Origin of the sequence: Paraburkholderia sabiae (assembly GCF_030412785.1) — a bacterium.
Lineage (GTDB): Bacteria > Pseudomonadota > Gammaproteobacteria > Burkholderiales > Burkholderiaceae > Paraburkholderia > Paraburkholderia sabiae.
In genome coordinates this window covers 5976042-6003007 of the sequence record NZ_CP125295.1, presented here as the reverse complement: position 1 = coordinate 6003007, position 26966 = coordinate 5976042, and the positions used below count along the sequence as shown (strand labels likewise).

Here is a 26966-nt window from a genome sequence, read left to right as displayed (position 1 = left end):
AACGCAAAGGAGGAGCTTCATGGAAGCTGTCCACGGCAGCATGCTGCTGATCTACGCCCTGATTGCCATTGCGGTGCTGATCCTGATGATCACGCGCTTCAAGGTCTATCCGTTCCTCGTCCTCATCATCGTTTCGTTGCTGCTGGGTCTTGCCGTCGGCATGCCGGCGGGGACGATCGTGAAGTCGTTCGAAACGGGCAACGGCAATACGCTGGGTCACATCGCAATCGTCGTCGGCCTCGGCACGATGCTCGGCAAGATGATGGCCGAATCGGGCGGCGCCGAACGCGTCGCCACGACGCTGATCAACTGGTTCGGCGAGAAGAACATTCACTGGGCAATGATGGTCGTCGCGATCATCGTCGGCTTGCCGGTGTTCTTCGAAGTCGGCTTCGTGCTGCTGATCCCGATCGCGTTCAACGTCGCGAAGCGCACGGGCAAATCGCTGCTGCTGATCGGCCTGCCGATGGTCGCGGGTCTGTCCGTCGTGCACGGCCTGATTCCGCCGCACCCGGCCGCGCTGCTTGCCGTGCAGGCGTATCACGCGGATATCGGCCGCACGATTGCGTACGGTCTGATCGTCGGCGTGCCGACGGCGATCGTCGCCGGTCCGCTGTTCGCACTGCTGATCCACCGCCATATCAAGCTCGCGGCGAACAATCCGCTCGCCGCGCAGTTCATCGATGCCGAAGAGCGCGACACGAAGCGCGAGCTGCCCGGCTTCGGCATCACGCTGTTCACGATCCTGTTGCCCGTCATCCTGATGCTGGTAGGCAGCTGGGCCGACCTCGTGTTCGCGCCGAAGACGACAGCGAACGATCTGCTGAAGTTCATCGGCACGTCCGATGTCGCGCTGTTGATCGCGGTGCTCGTGAGCTTCTGGACGTTCGGTGCGCAACGCGGCTTCAACCGTGAGCAGATCCAGAAGTTCTGTGGCGACTGCCTGGCGCCGATCGCGGGCATTACGCTCATCGTCGGTGCGGGCGGCGGTTTTGGCCGCGTGCTGATGGACAGCGGCATCTCGAAGGAAATCGTCGCGACGGCGACGGCGGCGCATCTGTCGCCGCTGCTGTTCGGCTGGTTCGTCGCGGCGCTGATTCGTCTCGCGACGGGTTCGGCGACGGTCGCAATGACGACGGCCTGCGGCATCGTCGCGCCCGTTGCAGCGGCGAGCGGCGTGCAGGTGAAGCCGGAATTGCTGGTGCTGGCGACGGGTTCGGGCTCGCTGATTTTCTCGCACGTCAACGACGGCGGTTTTTGGCTCATCAAGGAATACTTCGGCATGACCGTGGGGCAGACGTTCAAGACGTGGTCGCTCTGCGAAACGATCATTTCGCTGATGGGTCTGGGTTTGACCTTCGCTTTGGCGGCGGTCCTGTAAGGAGTTTCAAATGATTTTGATCGCGATGGGCGTGTCGGGCGCCGGCAAGACCCGCATTGGCGAAATGCTGGCGGAGCGGCTCAAGTGCACATTCACCGATGGCGACGCGTTTCACAGCGCCGCCAACAAGGAGAAGATGCACAACGGCATTCCGTTGACCGACGAAGACCGTTGGCCGTGGCTCAGGACGATCCGTGCGGCGATCGAAGAAAAGCAGCGGGCGGGTGAGACGGCCGTGTTCACCTGCTCGTCGTTGAAGCGTTCTTATCGCGATGTGTTGCGCGATGGGGATCGCGATGTGTGCTTTGTTTATCTCAAGGGTACGCAGGAGGTTCTGCAGCAGCGGTTGCAGACGCGGACAGGGCATTTCTTCGATCCGTCTTTGTTGCAGAGTCAGCTTGATACTTTGGAAGAGCCTGGTGAGGATGAGGCTATCACCGTGAGTATCGAGCTGACGCCCGAGCAAATTGTGGATGAGGCGCTTGCCAAGATTGAAGCGCGGTAGGGGTTGGTTTTTTTGTTTGCGACGCTAGTCGCGATTGTGGTTTTTTGCTTTTTTTGGTTTTTTGGGCTTTCGCTGGCATCCGCGTTTTGTCTCTGGTTCGCTAGCGTTGCCCCTGTGCGGGGCGGCACCTACTTTTCTTTGCAGCGGCAAAGAAAAGTAGGCAAAAGAAAGCCGCTTCAAACCTCCGGTGCCGGCCAGGATAACGCCACGACACACCGTCTCTGAGCTGTCGCGCAGCGACGCAAACACTCCGTAGGAAGCCCGCAGTCAGGCGCGCGCGGCGCGAAAGATGACATCCGCCCGGGGCACATTCGGTCGGCTTGTTTTCGTGTGTTTGCCGTCGGTCTGATTGTGGTGGTATGTGTTCCGGATTGTGTGTGGGTTTTCGCGCCGTGCGCGGTTGACTGCGGGCTTTCTACAGAGTGCGGAAGTCGCTGCGCGACGGCTCAACTGCGGCAGGGCGCGGCGCTATCCTGGCAGGCACTGGAGGTTCAAAAGCGGCTTTCTTTTGCCTACTTTTCTTTGCCGCTGCAAAGAAAAGTAGGTGCCGCCCCGCACAGGGGCGACGCGTGAAGCACGGATACGAAAACGCGGATGCCAGCGACAAAAAGCCGTCGCAGACAAAAAAGAGTTATTTGATCCGCTTAGCCAGCTCGGCAGCCTTGCCGACATAAGACCCTGGCGTCATCGCAAGAAGCCGCTCTTTAGCGTCAGCAGGAATAGAGAGCCCATTAACAAAAGTCTGCAGCGCCTCACGCGTGATGCCCTTCCCACGCGTCAATTCCTTGAGCTGCTCATACGGATTCTCGATCCCATACCGACGCATAACAGTCTGCACAGGCTCAGCCAGAACTTCCCACGTAGCATCGAGATCATCGTTCAAACGCTGCGGATTAACCTCAAGCTTATCGAGCCCACGATTCAATGCGTCATACGCGAGCAGCGAATACCCAAACGCCACACCAATATTCCGCAGCACCGTCGAATCGGTCAGATCACGCTGCCAGCGCGAAACCGGCAGCTTGTCTGCCAGATGTCGCAGCGTCGCATTCGCGAGACCCAGATTGCCTTCCGAGTTCTCGAAGTCGATCGGATTGACCTTGTGCGGCATCGTCGACGAACCGATTTCGCCCGCCTTCGTCCTCTGCTTGAAATAACCGAGCGAGATATAACCCCACACGTCACGGTCGAGGTCCAAAAGAATCGTGTTCGCGCGCGAAATGGCATCGAACAGTTCGGCCATGTAGTCGTGCGGCTCGATCTGGATCGTGTACGGATTGAACGTCAGCTTCAGACGCTTTTCCACGACTTCCTTCGAAAACGCTTCCCAGTCGAACTCCGGATACGCGGACAAATGCGCATTGAAGTTGCCGACGGCACCGTTCATCTTGCCGAGCAGTTCGACCTTCGCGATGCGGTCGATCGCGCGCGACAGACGCGCCGCGACGTTCGCGATTTCCTTGCCGAGCGTCGTCGGGCTGGCGGGCTGGCCGTGCGTGCGCGAGAGCATTGGCTGATCGGCCTGTGCATGCGCGATCGCGACGAGGCGCTGATGCACGGCGCGCAGCGCGGGCAGGATCACGTGTTCGCGCGCACCGGCGAGCATCAGGCCGTGCGACGTGTTGTTGATGTCTTCCGACGTGCACGCGAAGTGGATGAACTCGCTAGCACGCTCCAGTTCCGGCTGGCCCTTTACCGATTCCTTCAGCCAGTATTCGACGGCTTTCACGTCGTGGTTCGTCACGCGCTCGATGTCCTTGATGCGCGCGGCGTCATGCGCGGTGAAGCGCTCAGCCAGTTGCAGCAGGAACTGCTCCGACGCCTCCGAGAAGCGCGGCACTTCGGCGAAACCGGCGTGCGACAACGCAATCAGCCAGTGGATTTCGACCGTCACGCGATGGCGCATGAACGCAGCTTCCGAGAGCCAGTCTCGCAAGGCTTCGGTTTTCGATGCGTAACGGCCGTCGAGCGGGGAGAGAGCGGTCAGCGCGAAGAGGGTGTCGGGGCGGGTGTCGGACATGATGGGACGCAGGCAGGAACGGTGACGGGAGAACCGCGAATTTTACCACTTTAGGAGATAGGCTCCGGCGCGTGCCCCCGCATCGATGCGCTCGCCCATCCGCGGCGCCGCTAGAATGCAGGCTTTCCGATACTGGTGGAGCGCTAGGTCCGTATGGAACTGAAATGGCTCGAAGATTTCGTGTCGCTGGCGGAAACGCGCAGTTTCAGCCGTTCGGCAGAATTGCGGCACGTGACGCAGCCCGCTTTCTCGCGCCGCATCCAGGCGCTCGAAGCGTGGCTCGGCACCGAACTGATCGACCGTTCGGTTTACCCGACGCGCCTCACGGCAGCGGGCCAGGTCTTCTACGAGCAGGCGCTTGCGATGCTCTCGCAGTTCCACGAAGCGCGCACGCTGCTGCGCGGCCATACGGCAACGCCCGCCGCGACGATCGAATTCGCGGTGCCGCACACGCTATCGCTCACGTATTTTCCGCGCTGGCTGCAAAGCATCGAAGCGCAACTCGGCTCGATCCATACGCGGCTGCGCGCGTTGAACGTGCACGACGCCGTGCTGTCGCTGGTCGAAGGCGGCTGCGATCTGGTGATGGGCTATCACCATCCGAGCCATCCCGTCGCGCTCGATCCCGCGCGGTACGACATGCTGACCCTCGGCATCGAAGCGATCAGCCCGTTCTCCGCGCCGGGCAAGGGCGGCCGCGCGCGCTACACGCTGCCCGGCACACCGGATGCGCCGACGCCGTATCTGTCCTACACACCGAACGCCTATCTGGGCCGCATGACGGAGGTGATCTTTGCGACGGCGCCGGGGCGGCTGTATCTCGATCGCGTGTATGAAACGGACATGGCCGAAGGGCTGAAGGCGATGGCGCTCGCCGGACACGGCGTCGCGTTCCTGCCGCACAGTGCCGTCGAAGACGCCGTCGCCGAGGGCAAGCTGATTCGCCTCGACCGCGCGACGCGCGGTGTTGCGCAAGGCCAGCTCACGCTGACGATGGAGATTCGCCTCTATCGCGACAAGCTCGCCGTGCAAGCCGACGACGCGCGCCAGCAACTCGTGCGCGCGCTGTGGGATGTCGTGAGCGCGGAGCTGGCGCAAGCGTCGAAGTAGGCAACAGTGCATTGCCTCGCCCGCAAATAACGGCCAGGCGACAGCCATTTGCGCTTTCTGCAGCGTTATGCAAGAAAAACATAATCGGATGACCAAACGGCATTGGACCCTTTCGGCGCTTTTTTTCGACAATGACGTCACCCGATAAAACGCTGGAGCGTTCATGTCTACCGCGGCAAATCTGCAGTCCATCCCGTCCTACCTTCATGCCGACGATCTCGGTCCGTGGGGCAACTATCTCCGTCAGGTCGATCGCGTCGCGCCGTACCTCGGCTCGCTGTCGCGCTGGCTCGAAACCCTGAAGCGCCCGAAGCGCATTCTCATCGTCGATGTGCCCATCGAACTCGATAACGGCACGGTGGCTCACTTCGAAGGCTATCGCGTGCAGCACAACGTGTCGCGCGGTCCGGGCAAGGGCGGCGTGCGTTATCACCAGGACGTGACGCTGTCTGAAGTGATGGCGCTGTCGGCGTGGATGTCGGTCAAGAATGCGGCTGTGAACGTGCCGTACGGCGGTGCGAAGGGCGGTATCCGCGTCGATCCGCGCACGCTGTCGCGTGGCGAACTCGAGCGCGTGACGCGCCGCTACACGAGCGAAATCGGCATCATCATCGGACCGAACACAGACATCCCCGCGCCGGACGTGAACACGAACGAGCAGATCATGGCGTGGATGATGGACACGTACTCGATGAACCAGGGCCAAACGGCTACGGGCGTCGTGACGGGCAAGCCGATCACGCTGGGCGGCTCGCTCGGCCGTCGTGAAGCAACGGGCCGCGGCGTGTTCGTCGTCGGCTGCGAAGCGGCGCGTCGTATAGGCATGGACATCGAAGGCGCGCGTATCGCCGTGCAGGGCTTCGGCAACGTCGGCGGCATCGCGGCGCGTCTGTATCAGGAAGCGGGCGCGAAGGTCGTCGCCGTGCAGGATCACACGGGCACGCTGTACAAGGCATCGGGCATCGACGCAGTTGCGCTGCTCGAGCACGTCGCGAAGCATGGCGGCGTCGGCGGCTACGCGGAAGCAGACACGATCGCGAACGAAGACTTCTGGACGGTCGAATCGGACATCCTGATTCCTGCCGCGCTCGAAAACCAGATCACCGAGAAGAACGCGGGCAAGATCCGCACGAAGATCATCGTCGAAGGCGCAAACGGCCCGACCACGACGGCCGCCGACGACATCCTGCACGACAAGGGCATCCTCGTGATCCCGGACGTCGTTGCCAACGCGGGTGGCGTGACGGTGTCGTACTTCGAGTGGGTGCAGGACTTCTCGAGCTTCTTCTGGACGGAAGAGGAGATCAACGAGCGCCTCGAACGCGTGATGCGCGAAGCGTTTGCAGCCGTGTGGCAGGTGGCGAGCGAGCAGAAGGTGTCGGTGCGTACGGCAGCGTTCATCGTCGCTTGCAAACGCATCCTTCAGGCGCGCGAACTGCGCGGCCTGTATCCCTGATATCGGGCGCGGCCGTGTATATCAGCTACACGGCAATCACGGCGCCCGTCATCGACGCGGCGCCACGCAATACTGCTTTTCCAGCGCGATTTCACGAAGTCGCGCAGAATACCGGCGGACGGCACTTTCGGGTGCCGTCCGCTTTTGTGTAGTTGAAGTCACCCGGACCGGTTGCCAAAACCGGCAAAAACGACGCGAACCATGAGGTTTGCATCGACCGGTAAAGGGGCTGTAAGCCAATACCGGCGCCGCCGTCGCGCAAATTGGTGGCTTTATGCAACACTGCGCGCGGAACATGGTTAACAACCATACTTTCAGAATAATTACTGAGATACACTGGCGCCGGTTCTTGCCAAGGAGATCACAAATGAAGGTTAAAAAAGCTGCGCTGCTTCTCGCGACTCTGGGTTTGTTCACCGTAGGCGCGCAAGCGCAGGACGCCGGCACGCTCAAGAAGATCAAGGATACGGGTGTCATTTCGCTGGGCCACCGCGAATCGTCGATTCCCTTCTCGTACTACGACGACAAGCAGAACGTCATCGGCTACTCGCAGGAATTCGCGCTCAAGGTCGTGGATGCCGTCAAGCAGAAGCTGAACATGCCGAACCTGAAGGTCAAGCTGACGCCTGTCACGTCGCAAAACCGTATTCCGCTGGTGCAGAACGGCACCGTCGACCTCGAATGCGGCTCGACCACCAACAACGCCGAGCGTCAGCAGCAGGTCGCATTCTCGAACACGATTTTCGTGATTGGCACGCGTCTGATGACGAAGAAGGATTCGGGCGTGAAGGACTGGGCTGACCTGAAGGGCAAGACGGTCGTCACGACGGCGGGCACGACGTCGGAGCGCCTGCTTCGCAAGATGAATCAGGACAAGAACATGGGCATGAACATCATCAGCGCGAAGGATCACGGGGAATCGTTCCTGACGCTGTCGACGGGTCGTGCCGCTGCGTTCATGATGGACGACGCACTGCTCGCAGGCGAGCGCGCGAAGTCGAACAATCCGGGCGATTTCGTGATCGTCGGCGCGCCGCAATCGCATGAAGCGTACGGCTGCATGCTGCGCAAGAACGATCCGGAATTCAAGAAGGTCGTCGACGACGCGATCGCGAAGGTCGAAACGTCGGGCGAAGCAGCGACGATCTACAAGAAGTGGTTCGAATCGCCGATCCCGCCGAAGGGCCTGAACCTGGCCTTCCCGGAAAGCGACGACATGAAGGCGCTGTACAAGGCACCGAACGACAAGGCAATCGACTAAACCTCGAGCAACCCGTTAGTCAGTCAACGTGTTGAACGGAACGGAAGGGGCAGGCGCTTCTTCCGTTTCTTTTTGTTGGAGTCTTCGTCATGTCATACCACTGGAACTGGGGCATTCTGCTAAGTCCGGTTTCCACCGGCGAGCCGACCACCTATCTCGGCTGGCTCCTGTCCGGCCTCTGGGTGACGGTCACCGTTTCGCTGTCCGCGTGGGTGATCGCGCTGATCGTGGGTTCGCTGTTCGGCGTGCTGCGCACGGTCCCGAACAAGAAGCTCGCGGCGATCGGCACCGTCTACGTCGCCATCTTCCGTAACATTCCGCTGATCGTTCAGTTCTTCGTCTGGTATCTGGTGATACCGGAACTGCTGCCCGTTTCGATCGGTACGTGGTTCAAGCAACTGCCGCCCGGCGCGCAGTTCTTCTCGTCGTCGATCATCTGTCTCGGGCTGTTCACGGCCGCACGGGTGTGCGAGCAGGTGCGCTCGGGCATCAACGCACTGCCGCGCGGCCAGCGCGGCGCGGGTCTCGCGCTCGGCTTGACGCAATGGCAGACGTATCGCTACGTGCTGCTGCCCGTTGCGTACCGGATCATCGTGCCGCCGCTCACGTCCGAGTTCCTGAACATCTTCAAGAACTCCGCCGTCGCGTCGACCATCGGTCTGCTCGATCTGTCGGCGCAGGCGCGTCAGCTCGTCGACTACACGGCGCAGACGTATGAGTCGTTCATCGCTGTCACGGTCGCGTATCTGCTCATCAACCTGATCGTGATGACGCTGATGCGCATCGTCGAAGCCAAGAGCCGGCTGCCTGGCTATATCGGAGGCAAGTGATGCATCATTTCGACTGGAGCGGTATTCCGGGCGCACTGCCGACGCTGTGGACGGGCGCCATCGTCACGTTCAAGATCACGCTGCTCGCGATCGTGATCGGTATCGTGTGGGGCACGGTGCTCGCGCTCTTGCGCCTGTCGGGCGTCAAGCCGCTGGAGTGGTTCGCGAAGCTGTACGTGACGCTCTTCCGCTCGATCCCGCTGGTGATGGTTCTGCTGTGGTTCTTCCTGATCGTGCCGCAGGTGCTTCAGAACGTGTTGGGCCTTTCCGCGGACATCGACATCCGCCTCGCTTCGGCGATGGTCGCGTTCTCGCTGTTCGAAGCCGCGTATTACTCGGAAATCATCCGTGCCGGCATTCAGGCGGTACCGCGCGGGCAGGTCAATGCGTCGTTCGCGCTCGGCATGAACTATTCGCAGGCGATGCGCCTCGTGGTGCTGCCGCAGGCGTTCCGCGCGATGGTGCCGCTGCTGCTCACGCAGGCCATCGTGCTGTTTCAGGATACGTCGCTCGTCTACGTGATCAGTCTCGCCGACTTCTTCCGCACGGCCACGAATATTGGCGACCGTGACGGTACGAACGTCGAAATGGTACTGTTCGCCGGTGCGTGTTACTTCGTGATCTGCGTGGTCGCGTCGGGCCTCGTCAAAAGTCTTCAGAAAAAGGTCGCAAGATGATCTCTATCAAGAATGTGTCGAAGTGGTACGGCCAGTTTCAAGTGCTGACCGACTGCACGACGGAAATCAAAAAGGGCGAAGTGGTCGTCGTGTGCGGCCCGTCGGGTTCGGGCAAATCGACGCTCATCAAGACCGTGAACGGCCTCGAGCCGTTCCAGAAGGGTGACATCGTCATCAACGGCCAGTCGCTGACCGACAAGAAGACGAACCTGTCGAAGCTGCGTGCGAAGGTCGGCATGGTGTTCCAGCACTTCGAACTGTTCCCGCATCTGTCGATCACCGAAAACCTGACGCTCGCGCAGATCAAGGTGCTCGGCCGTTCGAAGGACGAAGCGACCGCGAAGGGCCTGAAGCTGCTCGATCGCGTCGGCCTGCGCGCGCATGCCGACAAGTATCCGGGCCAGCTGTCGGGCGGTCAGCAGCAGCGCGTGGCGATTGCGCGCGCGCTGTCGATGGATCCCGTCGCGATGCTATTCGACGAGCCGACGTCGGCGCTCGACCCCGAGATGATCAACGAAGTGCTCGACGTGATGGTCGAACTCGCGCAGGAAGGCATGACCATGATGTGCGTGACGCACGAAATGGGCTTCGCGAAGAAGGTCGCGCATCGCGTGATCTTCATGGACAAGGGCTTGATCGTCGAGGACGACCGCAAGGAAGACTTCTTTGCGAATCCGAAGTCGGATCGCGCGAAGGACTTCCTCGCAAAGATCCTGCACTGAGATTAGGCTTCAGTTGTTGAAAAAGCCGCTTCTTCGGAAGCGGCTTTTTTATTTGTCGCAGAGTTGTCTTGCCGTCGCTTGCGCAACATAAGACTAAGCGAGGAAATGTTAGGAATGTTATCTATTAATGCGTTGATTAATCGGACTCGTCTCATGTGATCCATACTCGCGCGAGCATAAGCTTGCCGGGCGAAATGCGATGAGTGCGGGCGAACTGCGTTGCCGTCATCCGTTTCGATCGACAAGAGAGTGTCATGAAAGTGTTTTTGTTGAGCGACCTCGTCGTTCACGAGCTGATGTCAATGCACTTGGAAGGACAGTGGCTGACGCCCGGGCAATTCCTGGAATCGGCGCGGTTGTGGGTTTCACGTTATGCGTTTAATAATCAGTTATCCAAAGAATTGTTAGGGGTACTGGAGACTGAGGCGATCCGGATCGCAGAGCGTCTGATGCGAGATGTCGAATTCAAGGGACAAGAGTCGCAGCTAGAGCGTCTGTTGCTCGATATTCATGCCGTCGACTACGCAGATCCGTTGAGCGCGCGCATCCTGGCGGCGAGTCTGGAAATCTGTCGCTCGAAGTTGTGCGATAGCTGTTCACATTGCGCTGAACGCAGCGAGGCGAAAGGCGCGTGCGAGGACGGATGGCGTTGTCATCCAGCGTTGCAGTTGCTTCTGTGCGGAACACACGCCACCGCCAGATAAAACGATCAGGATTCGTACGCCGCCGCGTCGTCCGATTCGAGATCGGCCACGGAAGCGGCGGGCAGCATGCTCGCCGATGCGCCGGGATCGCAAGCCGGATTGCGCGCCTTCTCCAGCACGGCAGGCGGCACAGGCACATTGGCACGCGCGATCACTTCGCCATGCTGGAACATCAGCAGGTCGCCGGGCTCGAAGGCCGTCCAGATTTCGTTGTCCGTCAGCGGCTGCGTGGCGATGACGGCGACGCGGTCTTCGGGCGTCGTGTACTTCGCGAAGTCGATCGACACGTCCGCGTCGACGAGATGCGCGGTCGAAAAAGGCCAACTGCGCACGAGGTAATGCAGATGCGTCGAGCAATGTGCGAACAGCGCCTGGCCGTTCGACATCAGAAAATTGAACACGCCGAACTGTGTGATTTCCTTCGTGAGCGTTTCGAGTGCGGCGAACAGTTCGTCGAGCGGCGGCTGCGAGCCTGGAAACGCCTTGCGCAGACCTTGAAGCAGCGCGCAGAACGCCAGTTCGCTATCCGTGCTGCCGACGGGCTGATACACGCCCGACAACACCGGGCTGTAGTTCTGCAGATCGCCGTTGTGCGCGAAGATCCAGTGACGTCCCCACAGTTCGCGCATGAACGGGTGACAGTTCTCGAGCACGATATGCCCTTGCGTCGCCTTACGGATATGCGCAATCGTGTTCTTCGACTTGATCGGGTAGCTCTTGACCATGTCGGCGATCGGCGAGGTGGCCGACGACTGATGGTCGATGAACAGGCGACAGGCCTTGTCTTCGAAGAAGGCGATGCCCCAGCCGTCGGAGTGGTGGTCGGTGACGCCGCCGCGTGCTGCGAAGCCGGTGAACGAGAACGTGACGTCCGTCGGCGCGGCGCAATTCATTCCGAGTAGTTGGCACATGATGCGGAAGACAAGCCTTTCGAACGGGGTATGCAGCGGGGCATCAGCACGCCGGAGCCGACCCGTTACAATGATGATTTTCCAAGCATATCACCGAGCCAGAAACGGCAAAAAGCAAAATTGACGGGTGTTTTGGCTGCATTTGTGGATTAGCCTCGTCAGTTATGTCGTGCGTCGTGCGGTTTGCCGTGTCTGCGCCCCTCGTGAGTTCCCGCCATGACTGCTTCTACCGCTGCTTCCGTCGATACCCTCACGCTCGCCCGTCCCGATGACTGGCACCTGCACGTCCGCGACGGCGCGATGCTCGCGGCCGTCCTGCCGCATACCGCGCGCCAGTTCGGCCGCGCGATCATCATGCCGAACCTGAAGCCGCCCGTCACGACGACAGAAATGGCGCGCGCCTATCGCGAGCGGATCGTCGCGGCGATTCCGGCGGGCGTGAAGTTCGAGCCGCTGATGACGTTGTATCTCACCGACAACACACCGCCCGACGAAATCCGCCGCGCGCGCGAAAGCGGCTTCGTGCATGGCGTGAAGCTCTACCCGGCAGGTGCGACGACGAACTCGGACGCAGGTGTCACCGACATCCACAAGTGCGCGAAGACGCTGGAAGCGATGCAGGAAGTGGGGATGCCGCTGCTGATCCACGGCGAAGTGACGGAGTCGTCGATCGATCTGTTCGATCGCGAGAAAGTGTTCATCGATCGCGTAATGACGCCGCTGCGCCGCGATTTCCCGGCGCTGAAAGTCGTGTTCGAGCACATCACGACCAAAGATGCCGCCGATTACGTCCGCGACGCGGGCGCGCCGCCCGAACTGCTCGGCGCGACGATCACCGCGCATCATCTGCTGTACAACCGCAACGCGATTTTCCAGGGCGGCATTCGTCCGCATTACTACTGTCTGCCGGTGCTGAAGCGCGAGACGCATCGCGTGGCGCTCGTCGAAGCGGCGACGTCGGGCAATCCGCGCTTCTTCCTCGGCACGGACAGCGCGCCGCATCCGAAGGGTCTGAAGGAGCATGCATGCGGCTGCGCGGGCTGCTACACGGCGCTGCATGCGCTCGAACTGTACGCAGAAGCGTTCGATACGGCGGGCGCGCTGGACAAGCTCGAAGGTTTCGCGAGCTTCTACGGTGCGGACTTCTACGGTCTGCCGCGTAGCGAAGAGAAAGTGACGCTGCGTCGCGAACAGTGGACGCTTCCCGCGGAAGTTGAAGCGGGCGATACGCCCGTCGTGCCGCTGCGCGGTGGCGAGGCAATCGACTGGAAGCTCGTTTGAGAACCGGCTGACGGTATGTCGCGTGGTGCAGTTTCACTGGACGGTGCGCCGAAGCGCGCCGCGCCGGGCTTTGCGGATATCGACTGGTCGCGGCCGTGGTTTGCGCAGGTCGCGGCTCTCGGCGTGCGGTGGCAACAGGCCGCGCTGGTCGGCGCGTTCGAACAGTTGCGTGAGATGAATGCGGACGCGGCTTCCGCTCTCATCACGACGGGACGCGGACAGAAGCTCGCGTTCATCCCTCAGGATGCGTTGCCGCCCGGCACCGCCTACGAGGCGCATATCGCGGCAACGGGCTGCGTGCCGACGCGCCACAATCTCCATGACTTCTTCAATGCGCTGACGTGGTTCCAGTTTCCGCGCATCAAGGCAGCGCTGAGCGCGCGCGGATCGGCGGCCGTCGATGCGCTGGGCATCGGTCCGACGCGTGGCGGCATCCGCGATGCACTCACGGTGTTCGATGAAAACGCCGTGCTGTTTGCATCGTCAGATCCGACGTTGAGCACCGCGCTGCGCTCGTTCGACTGGAAGACGCTTTTCATCGATCAACGCCCTGCATGGGACTCGCGCTGCGAAGTGCGCTGTTTCGGGCACGCGCTGCTCGAAAAGCTCGTCATGCCTTACAAGGCATGCACTGGGCATGCGTGGATCGTCGCGGTGCCGTCGGCGTATTTCACGTGGACACGCGCTGCACGCGACGCGTTTCTGGATGATGCCGTCGCCTGCGCATTGCTGGACGGCGACGCCTTCAGCAGCCAGATGTTCGCGCCGCTCCCGGTGCTCGGCATTCCAGGCTGGTGGGCGGACAACGAGACGGCATCCTTTTACGACGACGGTTCCGTGTTTCGCAGCGGCCGACGGTCCCGCGTCGCGCCCGATGGTAAAATCGCCGCCAGCAAAGCAGGCCAGGCAGTCGCGGCCTCGGCGGTTTCGGCCGGCGAGGGCGAGGAAAGTCCGGACTCCACAGGGCAGGGTGATGGCTAACGGCCATCCGTGGTGACACGCGGAACAGGGCAACAGAAAGCAAACCGCCGATGGCCCGTCGCAAGACGGGATCAGGTAAGGGTGAAACGGTGCGGTAAGAGCGCACCGCGGCTGCGGCGACGTAGACCGGCACGGTAACCTCCACCCGGAGCAATTCCAAGTAGGCTGGCTAGCATCTTCGAGATGCAGGACGGGGCCCCCGTCACGTCAGCGGGTAGGAAGCTTGAGCGCGTCAGTAATGGCGCGCCTAGAGGAATGACTGCCACGCGTGACGCGCTTTCGGGCGCGTCGCGTGCACAGAATCCGGCTTATCGGCCTGCTTTGCCGCTTAAATGACAAATGCCGGCGTCCGTTGGGACGCCGGCATTTTTATTGACACGCCGATTCCGGTCTGGACTCAGTCCGCGACGATATCGAACGAATGCGTGAGTTCGGCTGTCTTCGCGATCATGATTGACGCCGAGCAATATTTGTCGTGCGACAGATTGATCGCGCGTTCCACCGTCGACGGATTCAGGTTCTTGCCCGTCACCGTGAAGTGGAAGTGGACCTTGGTAAACACCTTCGGGTCTTCGCTTGCGCGCTCGGCTTTCAGCGTCACCGAACAGCCGCTGATTTCCTGACGGCTTTTCTTCAGGATCATCACAACGTCGTACGCGGTGCAGCCGCCCGTGCCGAGCAACACCATTTCCATGGGACGCGGCGCCAGATTGCGGCCGCCGCCTTCCGGCGCGCCGTCCATCGCGACGAGGTGGCCGCTGCCCGTTTCGGCGGCGAATGCCATGCCGTCCTGACCCATCCAGCTGACTTTGCATTCCATGCGTGTACTCCGTCTGACAAGCTTGAATTCGAGAAGCGCATTGTAGCCCGACCGATGGTGGCTCGCCCGGAGCGACATCGGTCGCAGCTTATGCGCGGTCGGGGTTGTATGTTGCGCCGCCGCATGTTCCGCGCATAGGGGATAGCACGGACCATTTTGAGATTGCTGCCTGACATCAACTTGGGTGCCGGATCGCTGAAAATCAAGCAACCCATTGTTTTCAAACCGGATGGCGCCCGATGTGAAGACGGTTGGTGGATTTCAAATTATGAAATCGAATTTCGCATTGCAAATGTTCTTGCGTTGCACAAGCTGCGCCCATATAATCTGTTCATTGGTTGTCGCAGTTCGACAATCTCCGCATGTCTCCTCCACCCTCCTCCTAAGGTGGATTAAGCCCGAACCGCTAGTTCGGGCTTTTTTTCGTCCATCCTTCCCCGGTTGCCTCTCATGTTTTGACTCTTTGAGGCAAAATCCTTTATAATCATCAGCTTTTCCGCAATCGTGCCCGCGGAGGAAGAACAGGGAGAGCCTGCACGCGCCTCGAAGCGCACATACAAGCAGGAAAAACACTGGGCGCAGCACTAATTTTTTGGATCGATCATGAAGACGTTTTCCGCAAAAGCCCATGAGGTGACGCGTGAATGGTTTGTGATTGACGCGACGGATAAGGTTCTCGGCCGTGTCGCCAGCGAAGTGGCACACCGTCTTCGCGGCAAGCACAAGCCTGAGTTCACTCCGCACGTCGACACCGGTGATTTCATCATCGTTATCAACGCCGGCAAGCTGAAGGTCACGGGCAACAAGACCACGGACAAGAAGTACTATCGCCACTCGGGCTACCCGGGCGGTATCTATGAAACGACGTTCGGCAAGATGCAAGAACGCTTCCCGGGCCGTGCGCTCGAGAAGGCGGTCAAGGGCATGCTGCCGAAGGGCCCGCTGGGCTACGCGATGATCAAGAAGCTGAAGGTCTACGCAGACGCAACGCATCCGCACTCGGCTCAACAGCCGAAGGCGCTCGAGATCTAAGGGGAGCCCACATGATCGGTAACTGGAATTACGGTACGGGCCGCCGCAAGAGCGCAGTTGCTCGTGTCTTCATCAAGGCAGGCAAGGGCGACATCGTCGTCAATGGCAAGCCCATCGCTGACTACTTCTCGCGCGAAACGTCGCTGATGATCGTGCGCCAGCCGCTGGAACTGACGAACCACGGCGCCACGTTCGACATCAAGGTCAACGTGTCGGGCGGCGGTGAAACGGGCCAGGCGGGCGCAGTTCGCCACGGCATCACCCGCGCGCTGATGGACTACGACGCAACGCTGAAGTCGGCACTGTCGAACGCAGGCTTCGTGACGCGTGACGCACGTGAAGTCGAGCGTAAGAAGGTCGGTTTCCACAAGGCACGTCGCCGCAAGCAGTTCTCGAAGCGTTAATCGTTTCGGGCTGGCTCTGTTTCAGACAGGGCCTGCTGCAGAAAGCCGCCAACGCAGATGCGAAGGCGGCTTTTTTATTTTCGGCTTTTTATTTTCCATCGTGCGTGCCGTCTGCCTTTGGGGCGCGTCGGGACAGGGGTAACACATCCAGTCCGAGCTTGTCCTAAGCTGTTCTGCATAAGAACCTATTGATTTCATGGGCATCAGCACGATATCGGGAAGAGCAATACAATAGCGGCTAGAAGCTTTTTTGGAGAGTTCGCATGGACGCAGTGACCGACACCCCCGTGACCGAGATGCCGGCACCGTTCGTCTTTACCGACGCAGCGGCTGACAAGGTCAAGGAACTGATCGAAGAAGAAGGCAACCCGGAACTGAAACTGCGCGTTTTCGTGCAGGGTGGCGGTTGCTCGGGCTTTCAGTATGGTTTCACCTTCGACGAAGCAATCAACGAAGACGACACCGTGATGAACAAGAGCGGCGTCCAGTTGCTGATCGACTCGATGAGCTACCAGTACTTGGTGGGCGCTGAGATCGACTACAAGGACGATATCAACGGCGCTCAGTTCGTGATCAAGAACCCGAACGCCACGACCACCTGTGGTTGCGGTTCGTCGTTCTCGGTGTAATCGAATCTATTTCGCGCTTTACGTCGCGCAAATGATGGTAAAACGGGGCTTCGGCCCCGTTTTTGTTTTCGCAAGTCGACTTCCGGGCAGTCGCTCAACGCGGATAGATCGCGCCAAGCACCCGTTCGTCGGCCGCGCCGGTTACTGACGGCAAATTCCCGGGCTCCCGCGCGACGCAGCGCATGGCGAGCCACGCGAACGCCAGCGGCTCGACCTGGTGCGGCGGCACGCCGAGCGCCTCAGTCGTCATGACCGGGACGCCGCTACAGCCGCTTTCCGCAAGCGCGCTCTGCAGCGCTTTCATGATCTCGGGATTGCGCGCTCCGCCACCGCATACATATACGGCCTTGCAGTCGGGCGCATGGCGCTCGATTTCGCGCGCGACCGTCACGGCGGTCAGCGCGACCAGCGTGGCCTGGACGTCGGCGGGACTGACATCGGCGAAACCTTGCAGCTTGGCGTCGAGCCACTCCGGGTTGAACAGGTCGCGCCCCGTGCTCTTGGGCGGTTGCGCCTCGAAAAACGGCTCGTCGAGGAACGCGTTCAACAGCGGCCGATGCACCTGGCCCGTCGCGGCAAACTGACCGTTCTCATCGAAGGGTTTGCGCAGATGCCGGTGCGCCCATTCGTCGAGCAGCGCATTCGCGGGGCCGCAATCGAAGCCGCGCACGGCCCCGTTCGCCGACAGAATCGTGATATTGCTGATCCCGCCGAGGTTGCAAACCACGCGCGTCTCGTTCTTCGCCCCGAAAACCGTCGCGTGGAACGCAGGCACAAGGGGCGCGCCCTGGCCGCCCGCTGCGACATCGCGGCTACGGAAATCGGCGATCACGTCGATGTGCGTCATTTCTGCGAGCAAGGCCGGGTTGTTGATCTGGCGCGTGTAACCCTTTTCGGGCCGATGCCGCACCGTCTGACCGTGCACGCCGATCGCGCGCACATCGGCGGCGGACAGATTTCCCGAACGCAGCAACTCATGGCAGCACACCGTGTAGCGTGCAGCCAGCGCGTTGGCGGCCAGTGCCTCGCGCTCGATTTCGTTGTCGCCGGGCTGCTGGAGACGGAACAGTGCTTCGCGCAGGCCTTCGGAAAAACCCACGAATGCCTGCGACCGCACGACGGGCGCCTTACCCGCCGCAAACTCGACCGCGACCCCGTCCACGCCGTCCATGCTCGTGCCCGACATCAATCCGAAATACACGCCGTCTGCCCTGTTGCCTGTGTTGTCCACGTTGTGCTCCTGTAGCGCTGACGCACGCTTCTCGCGTGCTGTTGTCGAGAATTGTCGCTCAACGGCGAGTTGCATAACAACCTGGCCGATCGGCCAGGGTGCGCGTCGGCGAAAAATCCGGACAATGTGCTTCGACGTAGTTCCCGACGTTTGCAGCGAGTAGAGGGCGCAATGCGCCGCAACTATGGGACAATCTCTCTTTTTGCGATCTCCCGTTCCAGCATGAGCACCGAGTCCACCGCCAAGCCCAATTCCGCCTACCCGATCACCGACGAAGTCCGCCACGCGCTCGAAGTCACGAAGCGCGGCGTCGACGAACTGCTGATCGAAGAGGAGTTCGCGCAAAAGCTCGCGAAGAGCGCGGCCACAGGTACGCCGCTGCGTATCAAGCTCGGTCTCGACCCGACGGCGCCCGACATCCACATCGGCCACACCGTCGTGCTGAACAAGATGCGCCAGTTGCAGGACCTCGGCCACACGGTGATCTTCCTGATCGGCGATTTCACGTCGCTGATTGGCGATCCGTCCGGCCGCAATGCGACGCGTCCGCCGCTCACGCGCGAGCAGATCGAATCGAACGCGAAGACGTACTTCGAACAGGCCGCGCTCGTGCTCGACCGCGCGAAGACGGAAATCCGCTACAACAGCGAATGGTCGATGCCGCTCGGCGCCGACGGCATGATCAAGCTCGCATCGCGTTACACCGTCGCGCGCATTCTGGAACGCGAAGACTTCACGAAGCGGTTCCAGAGCGGCGTGCCCATTTCGATCCACGAATTCCTGTATCCGCTGATGCAGGGCTACGACTCGGTCGCGCTGAATGCCGACCTCGAACTCGGTGGCACGGACCAGAAGTTCAACCTGCTGGTCGGCCGTGAACTGCAGAAGCAGTATGGCCAGGAACAGCAGTGCATTCTGACGATGCCGCTGCTCGAAGGTCTCGACGGCGTCGAAAAGATGTCGAAGTCGAAGGGCAACTACGTCGGTATCAGCGAGAAGCCGACCGACATGTTCGGCAAGCTGATGAGCATCTCCGACGTGCTGATGTGGCGCTACTTCGAACTGCTGTCGTTCCGTCCGATGACGGAAATCGAGGGCTACAAGCGCGAGATCGAAGGCGGGCGCAATCCGCGCGACTTCAAGGTGTTGCTCGCGCAGGAAATTGTCGCGCGCTTTCACTCGCAGGCCGACGCCGAACGCGCGCTCGAAGACTTCAATCACCGTGCGAAGGGCGGCGTGCCGGACGATATCCCGTCGGTGACGCTGGCGGGCGCGCCGCTGGCTATTGGCCAGTTGCTGAAGCAGGCGGGCCTCGTGCCGTCGACGAGCGAAGCGCTGCGCAACATCGAGCAGGGCGGCGTGAAGATCGACGGCGCCACCGTTTCGGACAAGGGGCTGAAGGTCGAAGCGGGCGAGTTCGTCGTGCAAGTCGGCAAGCGCCGCTTTGCGCGTGTCACGTTGACGGCATGATGCGCTGCCTGCGTTCGAACGCGACTCAACGGGCTCGCGCCGCATGATCGCGCTGATACAACGCGTGCGGCGAGCCGAAGTACGCGTCGACGATCGCGTGACGGGTGCGATCGATGCAGGCCTGCTCGCGCTGGTCTGCGCGGAGCGCGGCGACACCGACGCCATCGCCGACAAGCTGCTAGCCAAGTTGCTCGGCTATCGCGTGTTCAGTGACGTTGCGGGCAAGATGAATCTGCCGGTGCAGAATATCGACGGCGCGGGGAGCGCGGGCGGCTTATTGCTGGTGTCTCAGTTCACGCTGGCCGCCGACACGAACAGCGGTCTGCGTCCGAGTTTTACGCCTGCCGCGCCGCCTGACGAGGGCAAGCGGCTGTTCGACTACTTCGTCTCGGCGGCGCGGGCGAAGCATCCCATCGTCGAAACGGGCGAGTTCGGCGCGGACATGCAGGTGTCGCTCGTCAACGACGGTCCAGTGACGTTCTGGTTGCAAACGCGCGCGTAATCTTCGTTTTCCGGTTCCGAATTCATGGCGACACAAGTTCTCTTCATCCGACACGGCGAAACCGACTGGAACCGCATCAAGCGCATTCAAGGGCACATCGACATTCCGCTCGCGACGAGCGGCGTCGAGCAGGCCCAGCGGCTCGCTGAACGGTTTGCGCGCGAGTTGAAAGAGGGCGCGCGACTCGACGCGATCTATTCGAGCGATCTGATGCGCGCACAGCAAACGGCGCAGCCTTTTGCTGATGTGCTCGGACTGCCGCTGCAACTCAGCGAAGGCCTGCGCGAGCGCAATTACGGCGCGTTCCAGGGGCACGACAGCGACGAGATCGCGCTGCGCTTTCCCGATGAGTACGCGCAATGGCAAACGCGCGATCCTGGCTTCCACCCGCCGGAAGGCGAATCGCAGCGCGTGTTCTATCACCGCGTGCTGCATGCGCTCGAACCGATCGTCGCTGCGCATCCGAATGGACGGATTGCGTGTGTCGCGCATGGCGGCGTGCTGGATTGTGTGTATCGCTTCGCGAACGGTTTGTCGCTGGATGCGCCGCGCAACTATCAGTTGCTGAACACGAGCGTGAACGTGGTCGATTTCGAAGACGGCCGCGCGTCGGTCGTGTCGTGGGCGGATGTCACACATCTTGGCGGCCACGCCGAAGACGACAGCTTCAAGAAGACGCCTGAATCAGCGCGTTGAATTCGATAAGACGCGGCGACATGGCGCACCGCGTGTCCTGTTTCCGAGGAGCCGCTTAGCTCTTCTCCGAATCCCACAGATTGCGGACCGGGCTCGCCGAATCGGGTGCGGCCAGGCCGAAGTGCCGATACGTCAGCATCGTTGCGACTCGTCCGCGCGGCGTGCGTTGCAGAAAGCCTTGCTGAATCAGATACGGCTCAAGCACGTCTTCGATCGTGTCGCGCTCTTCACCGATTGCCGCCGCCAGATTGTCGACGCCGACCGGACCGCCATCGAACTTGTGCAGGATCGCTTCAAGCAGCTTGCGGTCCATCAGATCGAAACCGACGGGATCGACATCCAGCATTTTCAGCGCCGCATCCGCGACCTTCGCGGTGATATTGCCGTCTGCCTTCACTTCGGCGTAATCGCGCACGCGGCGCAGCAGCCGGTTCGCGATACGCGGTGTACCGCGCGAGCGCTTCGCGATTTCCAGTGCGCCATCGGGATGAATCTGCGCGCCCAGCAGCGACGCCGAACGGCTCACGATGCGCGCCAGTTCTTCCGCGTTATAAAACTCCAGCCGCGCGACGATACCGAATCGGTCGCGCAACGGATTGGTCAGCATGCCCGCACGCGTCGTTGCGCCGACCAGCGTGAACGGCTGCAGATCGAGCTTCACGCTGCGCGCGGCGGGGCCTTCGCCGATCATGATGTCGATCTGATAATCCTCGAGTGCCGGATACAGGATTTCCTCGACGACGGGCGACAGCCGGTGAATCTCGTCGATGAAGAGCACGTCGTTGGCTTCGAGATTGGTCAGCAGCGCCGCGAGATCGCCTGCGCGCTCCAGCACGGGGCCTGACGTCTGCCGCAGATTCACGCCCATTTCGCGCGCGATGATGTGTGCAAGTGTGGTCTTGCCGAGACCCGGCGGACCGAACAGCAGAACGTGATCCAGCGATTCCGAACGGCGCTTGGCCGCCTCGATGAAAATTTCGAGCTGGCCGCGCACCTTTTCCTGGCCGACGTATTCGTCGAGCTGACGTGGGCGCAACGCGCGCTCGAACGCTTCCTCATTCGGCGACACAGGCGTGGCGGCGATGATGCGTTCGGCGGCGAGTTTGTCGTGTTCGATCATGCGGGCATTGTACCGCGCGCGGCCCGTTCGAAGACCTGGCCGAACGGCCAGGGTGTGTTTCAAAAAACGGCGTGCGAAGCTTCACGCATGCCGTTTGTCGAGCGCGAAATCAGGCCTTCGACAGCGCCTTCAAAGCGAGCTTGATGCCTTCGGAAACACCCGTGCCGGCGGGCACGTTCTTGATGGCAGCCAGCGCTTCTTTTTCGGAGTAACCCAATGCCAGCAATGCATTCAGGATGTCGGACGCATGATCGGACTGCGACGCGGCGCCCGCCATCGCGCCGAGGTCGGCGCCGAGCTTGCCCTTCAGTTCGAGCAGGAGCCGCTCCGCCGTCTTCTTGCCGATGCCCGGCACCCGCGTGAGACGCGCGGCGTCCTGCATCGTCACAGTCTGCGACAGTTCCTGCACGCTCATGCCCGACAGGACGGCCAGCGCCATGCGCGCGCCGATACCCGTGATCTTTAACAATTCGCGAAACGTCGAACGCTCTTGCGGCGTGAGAAAGCCATACAGCAGATGCGCGTCTTCGCGCACGATCATCTGCGTGAGCAGCACGACCTTTTCGCCCGTTCCCGGAAGGTTGTAGAACGTGCTCATCGGTACATCGACTTCGTAGCCGACACCGTTGCAGTCGATCAGAAGGTGAGGCGGATTCTTTTCCAGCAGGACGCCGGCGATGCGACCGATCATGGCGGGTTCAATCGAGAGGGAAAGCGCGAGTGTAGCGCAGCACGATCGGCTTTCGTACGCTGCGTCTGACGAAGTCGGAAGCGGCGGCCGATTGACCTCGCGGTACGCGCTCCTTAAACTGAGATCCCTTTTGGACGTTCCACCACTGGCCAAAAGGGGTCTTCGATGCTCAGTCTTACCACGCTCGCGCTGTTTTCAGGCGCGTGTCTCGCGCTTACTGCCACACCCGGTCCTGATATGTTGCTGATTGCGTCCCGCAGCGTGAGTCAGGGAAGGGCGGCGGGCTTTGCGTCGTTCGCCGGGATTATGGTCGGCACATACTGCCACGCGCTTGCCGCGGCGTTCGGTCTGTCACAGCTCTTTCTTGCCGCGCCGATGGCCTACGACATCGTGCGCTTCGCGGGCGCGGCCTACCTGCTCTATCTCGCGTGGAAGACGCTCCGCTCGGAGGGCACGATGCTCGCACCCGACGCGTCGATGCGACGCTATCCCGTTGGTCGAATTTTCAGTCAAGGGCTGTTCACGAACCTGCTCAATCCAAAGGTTGCGCTGTTCGTGCTCGCGCTGTTTCCACAGTTCGTGAAGCCGGAGGCAGGATCGGTCGCTGTGCAGATCATGTTGCTTGCGACCGTGCTCAATGTGATCGGCTTCTTTGTGAATGGCAGCGTGATTCTGCTGGCCAGCAAGCTGAACCGAAAACTGACTGGCGGCAAGCGTCCTTCGCGTTGGCCGCAGTATCTGCTCAGTTCGGTGTTCGCCGGCCTGGCGTGCCGACTCGCACTGGCAGGACAACGCTGACGCCGGGGGCGTTTAGCCCACCAACCGCCCGCGCCGTACCCGCAAGCCCTTCTTCGCGAGCGCCGGCGCAATGCCGCCCAGCGTGCTCAACGTGCCGCCGCCATGCGCGTGGCAGATCGCCATGCCGAGCGCGTCGGCGGCGTCCGTCGACGGAATGCCCGACAGGCACAAGAGCCGCACGACCATCTGCTGCATCTGTTCCTTGGTCGCGCGTCCGTAGCCGACCACGGCCTGCTTCAGTTGAAGCGCGGTGTATTCGGCAACGGGCACGCCGCCCGCCACCATCCCGCAAATCGCTGCGCCACGCGCCTGACCGAGCAGCAGCGTCGACTGCGGGTTGACGTTGACGAACACCTTTTCGATTGCCGCCTGGTCGGGCGCATGCTGGCGGATCAGTGTCGAGATGCCTTCGAAAATGGTGCCGAGGCGCGTCGGAAGATCGGCGTCGGCTGTCTTGATGACGCCGCTCGTGACGTAAGTCAGCTGATGGCCGGACTGATCGATCACGCCGAAACCGGTCACGCGCAAGCCTGGGTCGATGCCGAGAATTCTCATAAGTGCCGTGCGTATTCAGTGCCTGCGATACTACAACGGCACAACGTCAAACGCGAAATGCAAAACGGCCCGGCAGTTGCACACTGCCGGGCCGTTTCAAAACGCTTCGGGAGAAGCAGGTCAGATCAGTGGCGGAAGTGGCGGACGCCCGTCACGACCATTGCGATATTGTGCTCGTCGGCGGCGGCGATCACTTCGTCGTCGCGCATCGAGCCGCCCGGCTGGATCACGCACGTTGCGCCCGCGTTGACGACCACGTCGAGGCCGTCGCGGAACGGGAAGAACGCATCCGACGCCACGGCCGTGCCCGACAGCGTCAGGCCAGCGTTCTGCGCCTTGATGCTCGCGATACGCGCCGAGTCCACGCGGCTCATCTGGCCCGCGCCCACGCCCATCGTCATGCCGTTTGCGCAGAACACGATTGCGTTTGACTTCACGAACTTCGCGACGCGCCACGCGAACAGCAGATCGTCCATTTCCTTCGGCGTGGGGTGACGCTTCGTGACGACGCGCAGTTCGTGCGGCTGCACGTTCTTGGCGTCGAGCGATTGCACCAGCAGGCCGCCGCCCACGCGCTTCAGATCGAACGCGTTATGGCCGTCGCCCAAAGCGATCTCGAGCAGACGCACGTTCTGCTTGGCTGCGAAGACCTGCTTCGCCGCTTCACTGAACGACGGTGCGATCAGCACCTCGACGAACTGCTTCGCGACAGCCTGAGCAGCCGTATCGTCGACTTCGCGGTTGAACGCGATGATGCCGCCGAACGCCGAAGTCGGATCCGTCTGGAACGCCTTCGAATACGCTTCGTGCGGGTTCGCGCCGATAGCCACGCCGCACGGATTCGCGTGCTTGATGATCACGCAGGCGGGCGCGTCGAACGTCTTCACGCATTCCCACGCCGCGTCCGAATCGGCGATGTTGTTGTACGACAGTTCCTTGCCCTGCAGCTGGCGATAGTTCGCCAGTGCGCCTGCGGGCACCGCGATGTCACGGTAGAAAGCGGCGCTCTGATGCGGATTCTCGCCGTAGCGCAGGTCCTGCACCTTGTCGAACGCCATGTTCAGCGTGGCCGGATACGTGTTGCGGTCGCGGTGCTGCAGTTCTTCCGTGAGGCTCGTCAGGTAGTTCGTGATCGCGCCGTCGTATTGCGCGGTGTGTGCGAACACCTTGGTCGCGAGGCGGAAGTTGGTCTTGTAGCCGACCGTGTTGCCGTTCGCGCGCATTTCTTCGAGCACGGTCGCGTAGTCAGCCGGATCGACGACGACGGTCACGTCGCGATGATTCTTCGCCGCCGAACGCAGCATCGTCGGGCCGCCGATATCGATGTTCTCGATCGCGTCTTCGAGCGAGCACTCTTCCTTCGAGATCGTCTGCACGAACGGATACAGGTTTACGACGAGCAGGTCGATGGTCGGAATGTCGTGCTTTTCGAGCGCGGCCATGTGTTCGGGCAGATCGCGGCGGGCGAGGATGCCGCCGTGCACCTTCGGGTGCAGTGTCTTCACGCGCCCATCCAGCATTTCCGGAAAGCCCGTGTAGTCGGCCACTTCGGTAACGGAAAGACCGGCGTCCGCGAGCAGTTTCGCGGTGCCGCCCGTCGACAGGATCTTGACGCCGAGGTCCGACAGCGATTTCGCGAAATCGACGATGCCGGACTTGTCGGAAACGGAGATGAGCGCTTGCTTGATCATGATGGGAACAAATAGCCGATGAAAGGCGTGGCAGGGCGCCGAAACTACAGCAGGCCGTGCTGTTGCAGTTTCTTGCGCAGCGTATTGCGGTTGATGCCGAGATACTCGGCTGCCAGCGACTGGTTGCCGCCGGCCTGCTCGAGCACCACCTCGAGCAGCGGTTTTTCGACGCACGAAATCACCATGTCGTAGACGTCGTGCGGATTGGAGCCGTCGAGATCCTGGAAGTACATCCCCAGGCTATCGCGGACACATTGTTCGATATTGTGCTTGCTCATGCTGCTAGTCGGTCGGTTTGATCCTGCTCACCGTTGTTGTTGACTTCGTTGTCGACGTACACGAGGCGGTCCGAAATCGCCTTTTGCGCGTCGAAGAATTCGTTGACGGCGAGCAGTTGTTCGCGCGTCGTGTCCAGCGTATTCATGCGATGGCGGAACACGTTGGCGCCGGAAAGGCCGCGAGTGTACCAGCCGATGTGCTTGCGCGCAGTGCGAACGCCCGTAAATTCGCCGTAGAAGGCGTAGTGATCTTCCAGATGCTCGTTCATCACCTGCTGGATCTCGTCGATCCGCGGCGCTTCCATCAGCTCGCCCGTCTGGAGGAAAAATTCGATCTCGCGGAACAGCCACGGGCGGCCCTGCGCCGCGCGGCCGATCATGATCGCGTCCGCGCCCGTCGCGGCCAGCACGTGACGCGCCTTCTGCGGCGACGTGATATCGCCGTTCGCAACCACGGGAATCTTCACCGCGGCCTTCACGGCGGCAATCGTTTCGTACTCCGCGTCGCCGTGGTAAAGATCGGCGCGCGTGCGGCCATGCACGGTGAGCATCGAAATGCCGGCGTTTTCGGCGAGACGCGCGACACTCAGCGCATTCTTGTTCTCGCGATCCCAACCGGTGCGGATTTTCAGCGTGACGGGCACGGCGTCCGGTCCGACGCCAACCGCGTTCACCACGGCCTCGACGATGCGCTGCACGAGCGGCTCGTTCTGCAGCAGCGCGGAACCGGCCGCGACGTTGCAGACCTTCTTGGCCGGGCAGCCCATGTTGATGTCGATGATCTGCGCGCCGTTCGCGACGTTGTAGCGAGCGGCCTCGGCCATCATCTGCGGATCGGCACCCGCAATCTGCACCGCGATCGGCTCGACTTCGCCCGTGTGATTGGCGCGGCGCATCGTTTTTTCGCTTTTCCACAGCTGCGCGTTCGACGCGACCATCTCCGACACCGCGTAGCCAGCGCCCATGCGCTTGCAGAGCTGGCGGAACGGCCGGTCGGTCACACCTGCCATCGGGGCGACGAACAGGTTGTTGCGCAGAGTGTGGGAGCCGAGAGTGGGCATGGCGGACATCGGCGGCGAGCGACGGGTGCGCCGAAAATGTGGACTTCGCGCACCGCTCGTACCGCAAAATACGAGGGAAAACCGCTATTTTAGCGTTAACGGACTAGCCCCAGACAGAACCGCATCTGAGGTAACTCATTAAATCTTCT

27 protein-coding genes, 1 other RNA gene and 1 pseudogene are annotated in these 26966 nt (G+C 61.4%); 19 read left to right on the top strand and 10 right to left on the bottom strand.

From position 1 onward, the window contains the following. Positions 1–19: 19 nt before the first annotated feature. Positions 20–1381, top strand: coding sequence for a GntP family permease (locus tag QEN71_RS26910; RefSeq protein ID WP_201655744.1), 1362 nt, complete (start codon positions 20–22; stop codon positions 1379–1381). 10 nt (positions 1382–1391) lie between these two features. Beyond that, positions 1392–1886: a gluconokinase gene (locus QEN71_RS26905; RefSeq protein WP_201655741.1), complete on the top strand. Its 495-nt coding sequence runs from the start codon at positions 1392–1394 to the stop codon at positions 1884–1886. Positions 1887–2517: 631 nt separating this feature from the next. Here QEN71_RS26905 and purB read toward each other — a convergent pair. Next, complete coding sequence (gene purB / locus QEN71_RS26900) at positions 2518–3906, bottom strand: adenylosuccinate lyase (protein WP_201655738.1); 1389 nt, start codon at positions 3904–3906, stop codon at positions 2518–2520. A gap of 153 nt (positions 3907–4059) precedes the next feature. Between purB and QEN71_RS26895 the strand changes: the two genes are divergently transcribed. From QEN71_RS26895 to QEN71_RS26865, 7 genes are all read left to right on the top strand, one after another. Beyond that, positions 4060–5016 carry a LysR family transcriptional regulator gene (locus tag QEN71_RS26895; RefSeq protein WP_201655735.1) on the top strand — a complete coding sequence of 319 codons (957 nt, stop codon included), beginning with the start codon at positions 4060–4062 and terminating at the stop codon, positions 5014–5016. Positions 5017–5179: 163 nt separating this feature from the next. Further along, the gene (locus QEN71_RS26890; RefSeq protein ID WP_201655732.1) at positions 5180–6472 is read left to right on the top strand and encodes a Glu/Leu/Phe/Val family dehydrogenase; all 1293 of its coding nucleotides are present in this window, start codon (positions 5180–5182) and stop codon (positions 6470–6472) included. Positions 6473–6839: 367 nt separating this feature from the next. Then, positions 6840–7733: a glutamate/aspartate ABC transporter substrate-binding protein gene (locus QEN71_RS26885; protein WP_028371838.1), complete on the top strand. Its 894-nt coding sequence runs from the start codon at positions 6840–6842 to the stop codon at positions 7731–7733. Positions 7734–7822: 89 nt separating this feature from the next. After that, entirely contained in the window at positions 7823–8563 is a 741-nt protein-coding gene (locus QEN71_RS26880; RefSeq protein WP_201655729.1) for an amino acid ABC transporter permease, read from the top strand. Then, positions 8563–9240, top strand: a complete 678-nt coding sequence (gltK, locus tag QEN71_RS26875; protein WP_201655726.1) for a glutamate/aspartate ABC transporter permease GltK — start codon at positions 8563–8565, stop codon at positions 9238–9240. The genes QEN71_RS26880 and gltK overlap by 1 nt, the downstream gene beginning before the upstream one ends. Then, positions 9237–9962 (top strand): amino acid ABC transporter ATP-binding protein, encoded by a 726-nt coding sequence (locus QEN71_RS26870; protein ID WP_201655723.1) that lies wholly within the window; start codon positions 9237–9239, stop codon positions 9960–9962. The genes gltK and QEN71_RS26870 overlap by 4 nt, the downstream gene beginning before the upstream one ends. 254 nt (positions 9963–10216) lie before the next feature. Next, the gene (locus QEN71_RS26865) at positions 10217–10666 is read left to right on the top strand and encodes a hypothetical protein (protein WP_201655720.1); all 450 of its coding nucleotides are present in this window, start codon (positions 10217–10219) and stop codon (positions 10664–10666) included. A gap of 5 nt (positions 10667–10671) precedes the next feature. On the opposite strand, the gene QEN71_RS26860 is transcribed toward QEN71_RS26865, so the two are convergent. After that, a complete protein-coding gene (locus QEN71_RS26860) occupies positions 10672–11577 on the bottom strand; it encodes a class II glutamine amidotransferase (RefSeq protein ID WP_201655717.1) in 906 nt (301 codons plus the stop codon). A gap of 216 nt (positions 11578–11793) precedes the next feature. Here QEN71_RS26860 and pyrC point away from each other — a divergent pair, with 216 nt between their 5' ends. The 3 genes and pseudogenes from pyrC (at position 11794) to rnpB (ending at position 14166) form a co-directional block, all read left to right on the top strand. Continuing rightward, positions 11794–12858 (top strand): dihydroorotase, encoded by a 1065-nt coding sequence (gene pyrC, locus QEN71_RS26855; protein ID WP_201655714.1) that lies wholly within the window; start codon positions 11794–11796, stop codon positions 12856–12858. Positions 12859–12873: 15 nt separating this feature from the next. Further along, a pseudogene (locus QEN71_RS26850) lies at positions 12874–13653 on the top strand (DUF3025 domain-containing protein); the annotation flags it as partial. A 99-nt stretch (positions 13654–13752) separates the two neighbouring features. Continuing rightward, an RNA gene (gene rnpB / locus QEN71_RS26845) (RNase P RNA component class A) lies at positions 13753–14166 on the top strand. A 70-nt stretch (positions 14167–14236) separates the two neighbouring features. Here rnpB and QEN71_RS26840 read toward each other — a convergent pair. After that, positions 14237–14659, bottom strand: a complete 423-nt coding sequence (locus tag QEN71_RS26840; protein ID WP_007587439.1) for an OsmC family protein — start codon at positions 14657–14659, stop codon at positions 14237–14239. 603 nt (positions 14660–15262) lie between these two features. Here QEN71_RS26840 and rplM point away from each other — a divergent pair. From rplM to erpA, 3 genes are all read left to right on the top strand, one after another. Next, on the top strand, positions 15263–15691 hold the full coding sequence (gene rplM / locus QEN71_RS26835) for a 50S ribosomal protein L13 (protein ID WP_028371847.1): 429 nt from the start codon (positions 15263–15265) through the stop codon (positions 15689–15691). Between the two features lie 11 nt (positions 15692–15702). Then, entirely contained in the window at positions 15703–16095 is a 393-nt protein-coding gene (gene rpsI, locus QEN71_RS26830) for a 30S ribosomal protein S9 (RefSeq protein WP_028371848.1), read from the top strand. Positions 16096–16358: 263 nt separating this feature from the next. Next, positions 16359–16724, top strand: coding sequence for an iron-sulfur cluster insertion protein ErpA (gene erpA, locus QEN71_RS26825; RefSeq protein WP_007587442.1), 366 nt, complete (start codon positions 16359–16361; stop codon positions 16722–16724). 94 nt (positions 16725–16818) lie between these two features. On the opposite strand, the gene QEN71_RS26820 is transcribed toward erpA, so the two are convergent. Then, positions 16819–17910: an anhydro-N-acetylmuramic acid kinase gene (locus QEN71_RS26820; protein WP_233472010.1), complete on the bottom strand. Its 1092-nt coding sequence runs from the start codon at positions 17908–17910 to the stop codon at positions 16819–16821. A 267-nt stretch (positions 17911–18177) separates the two neighbouring features. On the opposite strand from QEN71_RS26820, the gene tyrS reads away from it, so the two are divergent. The 3 genes from tyrS to QEN71_RS26805 are packed head-to-tail and all read left to right on the top strand — an operon-like array spanning position 18178 to position 20623. Next, entirely contained in the window at positions 18178–19425 is a 1248-nt protein-coding gene (gene tyrS / locus QEN71_RS26815) for a tyrosine--tRNA ligase (RefSeq protein WP_201655708.1), read from the top strand. A gap of 43 nt (positions 19426–19468) precedes the next feature. Further along, positions 19469–19927 (top strand): D-aminoacyl-tRNA deacylase, encoded by a 459-nt coding sequence (gene dtd, locus QEN71_RS26810; protein WP_201655705.1) that lies wholly within the window; start codon positions 19469–19471, stop codon positions 19925–19927. Positions 19928–19951: 24 nt separating this feature from the next. Further along, complete coding sequence (locus QEN71_RS26805) at positions 19952–20623, top strand: histidine phosphatase family protein (RefSeq protein ID WP_201655701.1); 672 nt, start codon at positions 19952–19954, stop codon at positions 20621–20623. Positions 20624–20678: 55 nt separating this feature from the next. On the opposite strand, the gene ruvB is transcribed toward QEN71_RS26805, so the two are convergent. Together ruvB and ruvA are read right to left on the bottom strand one after the other, a co-directional pair. Continuing rightward, positions 20679–21743, bottom strand: a complete 1065-nt coding sequence (ruvB, locus tag QEN71_RS26800) for a Holliday junction branch migration DNA helicase RuvB (RefSeq protein WP_201655698.1) — start codon at positions 21741–21743, stop codon at positions 20679–20681. 109 nt (positions 21744–21852) lie between these two features. Next, entirely contained in the window at positions 21853–22434 is a 582-nt protein-coding gene (gene ruvA / locus QEN71_RS26795; RefSeq protein WP_028371854.1) for a Holliday junction branch migration protein RuvA, read from the bottom strand. Positions 22435–22599: 165 nt separating this feature from the next. Here ruvA and QEN71_RS26790 point away from each other — a divergent pair, with 165 nt between their 5' ends. Further along, a complete protein-coding gene (locus tag QEN71_RS26790) occupies positions 22600–23232 on the top strand; it encodes a LysE family translocator (RefSeq protein WP_201655695.1) in 633 nt (210 codons plus the stop codon). Positions 23233–23244: 12 nt separating this feature from the next. Here the strand turns inward: QEN71_RS26790 and ruvC are convergent, their stop codons facing one another. The 4 genes from ruvC to dusB all read right to left on the bottom strand — a co-directional run bounded on the left by ruvC (position 23245) and on the right by dusB (position 26817). Continuing rightward, a complete protein-coding gene (gene ruvC / locus QEN71_RS26785; RefSeq protein WP_147234438.1) occupies positions 23245–23787 on the bottom strand; it encodes a crossover junction endodeoxyribonuclease RuvC in 543 nt (180 codons plus the stop codon). 125 nt (positions 23788–23912) lie between these two features. Continuing rightward, positions 23913–25478 (bottom strand): bifunctional phosphoribosylaminoimidazolecarboxamide formyltransferase/IMP cyclohydrolase, encoded by a 1566-nt coding sequence (gene purH, locus QEN71_RS26780; RefSeq protein ID WP_201655692.1) that lies wholly within the window; start codon positions 25476–25478, stop codon positions 23913–23915. A 44-nt stretch (positions 25479–25522) separates the two neighbouring features. Further along, complete coding sequence (locus QEN71_RS26775; protein WP_007587477.1) at positions 25523–25756, bottom strand: Fis family transcriptional regulator; 234 nt, start codon at positions 25754–25756, stop codon at positions 25523–25525. Next, complete coding sequence (dusB, locus tag QEN71_RS26770) at positions 25753–26817, bottom strand: tRNA dihydrouridine synthase DusB (protein WP_201655689.1); 1065 nt, start codon at positions 26815–26817, stop codon at positions 25753–25755. The genes QEN71_RS26775 and dusB overlap by 4 nt, the downstream gene beginning before the upstream one ends. Positions 26818–26966 lie beyond the last annotated feature (149 nt).

What these genes read in the sequence shown, in the direction of transcription:
- ruvA (WP_028371854.1), bottom strand. Translation starts at nt 22,434, where the DNA reads ATGATCGGTCGCATCGCCGGCGTCCTGCTGGAAAAGAATCCGCCTCAC.
- QEN71_RS26890 (WP_201655732.1), top strand. Translation starts at nt 5,180, where the DNA reads ATGTCTACCGCGGCAAATCTGCAGTCCATCCCGTCCTACCTTCATGCC.
- QEN71_RS26775 (WP_007587477.1), bottom strand. Translation starts at nt 25,756, where the DNA reads ATGAGCAAGCACAATATCGAACAATGTGTCCGCGATAGCCTGGGGATG.
- QEN71_RS26865 (WP_201655720.1), top strand. Translation starts at nt 10,217, where the DNA reads ATGAAAGTGTTTTTGTTGAGCGACCTCGTCGTTCACGAGCTGATGTCA.
- dusB (WP_201655689.1), bottom strand. Translation starts at nt 26,817, where the DNA reads ATGCCCACTCTCGGCTCCCACACTCTGCGCAACAACCTGTTCGTCGCC.
- QEN71_RS26880 (WP_201655729.1), top strand. Translation starts at nt 7,823, where the DNA reads ATGTCATACCACTGGAACTGGGGCATTCTGCTAAGTCCGGTTTCCACC.
- purH (WP_201655692.1), bottom strand. Translation starts at nt 25,478, where the DNA reads ATGATCAAGCAAGCGCTCATCTCCGTTTCCGACAAGTCCGGCATCGTC.
- tyrS (WP_201655708.1), top strand. Translation starts at nt 18,178, where the DNA reads ATGAGCACCGAGTCCACCGCCAAGCCCAATTCCGCCTACCCGATCACC.
- QEN71_RS26840 (WP_007587439.1), bottom strand. Translation starts at nt 14,659, where the DNA reads ATGGAATGCAAAGTCAGCTGGATGGGTCAGGACGGCATGGCATTCGCC.
- QEN71_RS26870 (WP_201655723.1), top strand. Translation starts at nt 9,237, where the DNA reads ATGATCTCTATCAAGAATGTGTCGAAGTGGTACGGCCAGTTTCAAGTG.
- QEN71_RS26790 (WP_201655695.1), top strand. Translation starts at nt 22,600, where the DNA reads ATGCTCAGTCTTACCACGCTCGCGCTGTTTTCAGGCGCGTGTCTCGCG.
- erpA (WP_007587442.1), top strand. Translation starts at nt 16,359, where the DNA reads ATGGACGCAGTGACCGACACCCCCGTGACCGAGATGCCGGCACCGTTC.
- rpsI (WP_028371848.1), top strand. Translation starts at nt 15,703, where the DNA reads ATGATCGGTAACTGGAATTACGGTACGGGCCGCCGCAAGAGCGCAGTT.
- QEN71_RS26820 (WP_233472010.1), bottom strand. Translation starts at nt 17,910, where the DNA reads ATGTCGGGCACGAGCATGGACGGCGTGGACGGGGTCGCGGTCGAGTTT.
- pyrC (WP_201655714.1), top strand. Translation starts at nt 11,794, where the DNA reads ATGACTGCTTCTACCGCTGCTTCCGTCGATACCCTCACGCTCGCCCGT.
- gltK (WP_201655726.1), top strand. Translation starts at nt 8,563, where the DNA reads ATGCATCATTTCGACTGGAGCGGTATTCCGGGCGCACTGCCGACGCTG.
- QEN71_RS26860 (WP_201655717.1), bottom strand. Translation starts at nt 11,577, where the DNA reads ATGTGCCAACTACTCGGAATGAATTGCGCCGCGCCGACGGACGTCACG.
- ruvC (WP_147234438.1), bottom strand. Translation starts at nt 23,787, where the DNA reads ATGAGAATTCTCGGCATCGACCCAGGCTTGCGCGTGACCGGTTTCGGC.
- QEN71_RS26905 (WP_201655741.1), top strand. Translation starts at nt 1,392, where the DNA reads ATGATTTTGATCGCGATGGGCGTGTCGGGCGCCGGCAAGACCCGCATT.
- dtd (WP_201655705.1), top strand. Translation starts at nt 19,469, where the DNA reads ATGATCGCGCTGATACAACGCGTGCGGCGAGCCGAAGTACGCGTCGAC.
- QEN71_RS26895 (WP_201655735.1), top strand. Translation starts at nt 4,060, where the DNA reads ATGGAACTGAAATGGCTCGAAGATTTCGTGTCGCTGGCGGAAACGCGC.
- QEN71_RS26910 (WP_201655744.1), top strand. Translation starts at nt 20, where the DNA reads ATGGAAGCTGTCCACGGCAGCATGCTGCTGATCTACGCCCTGATTGCC.
- ruvB (WP_201655698.1), bottom strand. Translation starts at nt 21,743, where the DNA reads ATGATCGAACACGACAAACTCGCCGCCGAACGCATCATCGCCGCCACG.
- purB (WP_201655738.1), bottom strand. Translation starts at nt 3,906, where the DNA reads ATGTCCGACACCCGCCCCGACACCCTCTTCGCGCTGACCGCTCTCTCC.
- rplM (WP_028371847.1), top strand. Translation starts at nt 15,263, where the DNA reads ATGAAGACGTTTTCCGCAAAAGCCCATGAGGTGACGCGTGAATGGTTT.
- QEN71_RS26805 (WP_201655701.1), top strand. Translation starts at nt 19,952, where the DNA reads ATGGCGACACAAGTTCTCTTCATCCGACACGGCGAAACCGACTGGAAC.
- QEN71_RS26885 (WP_028371838.1), top strand. Translation starts at nt 6,840, where the DNA reads ATGAAGGTTAAAAAAGCTGCGCTGCTTCTCGCGACTCTGGGTTTGTTC.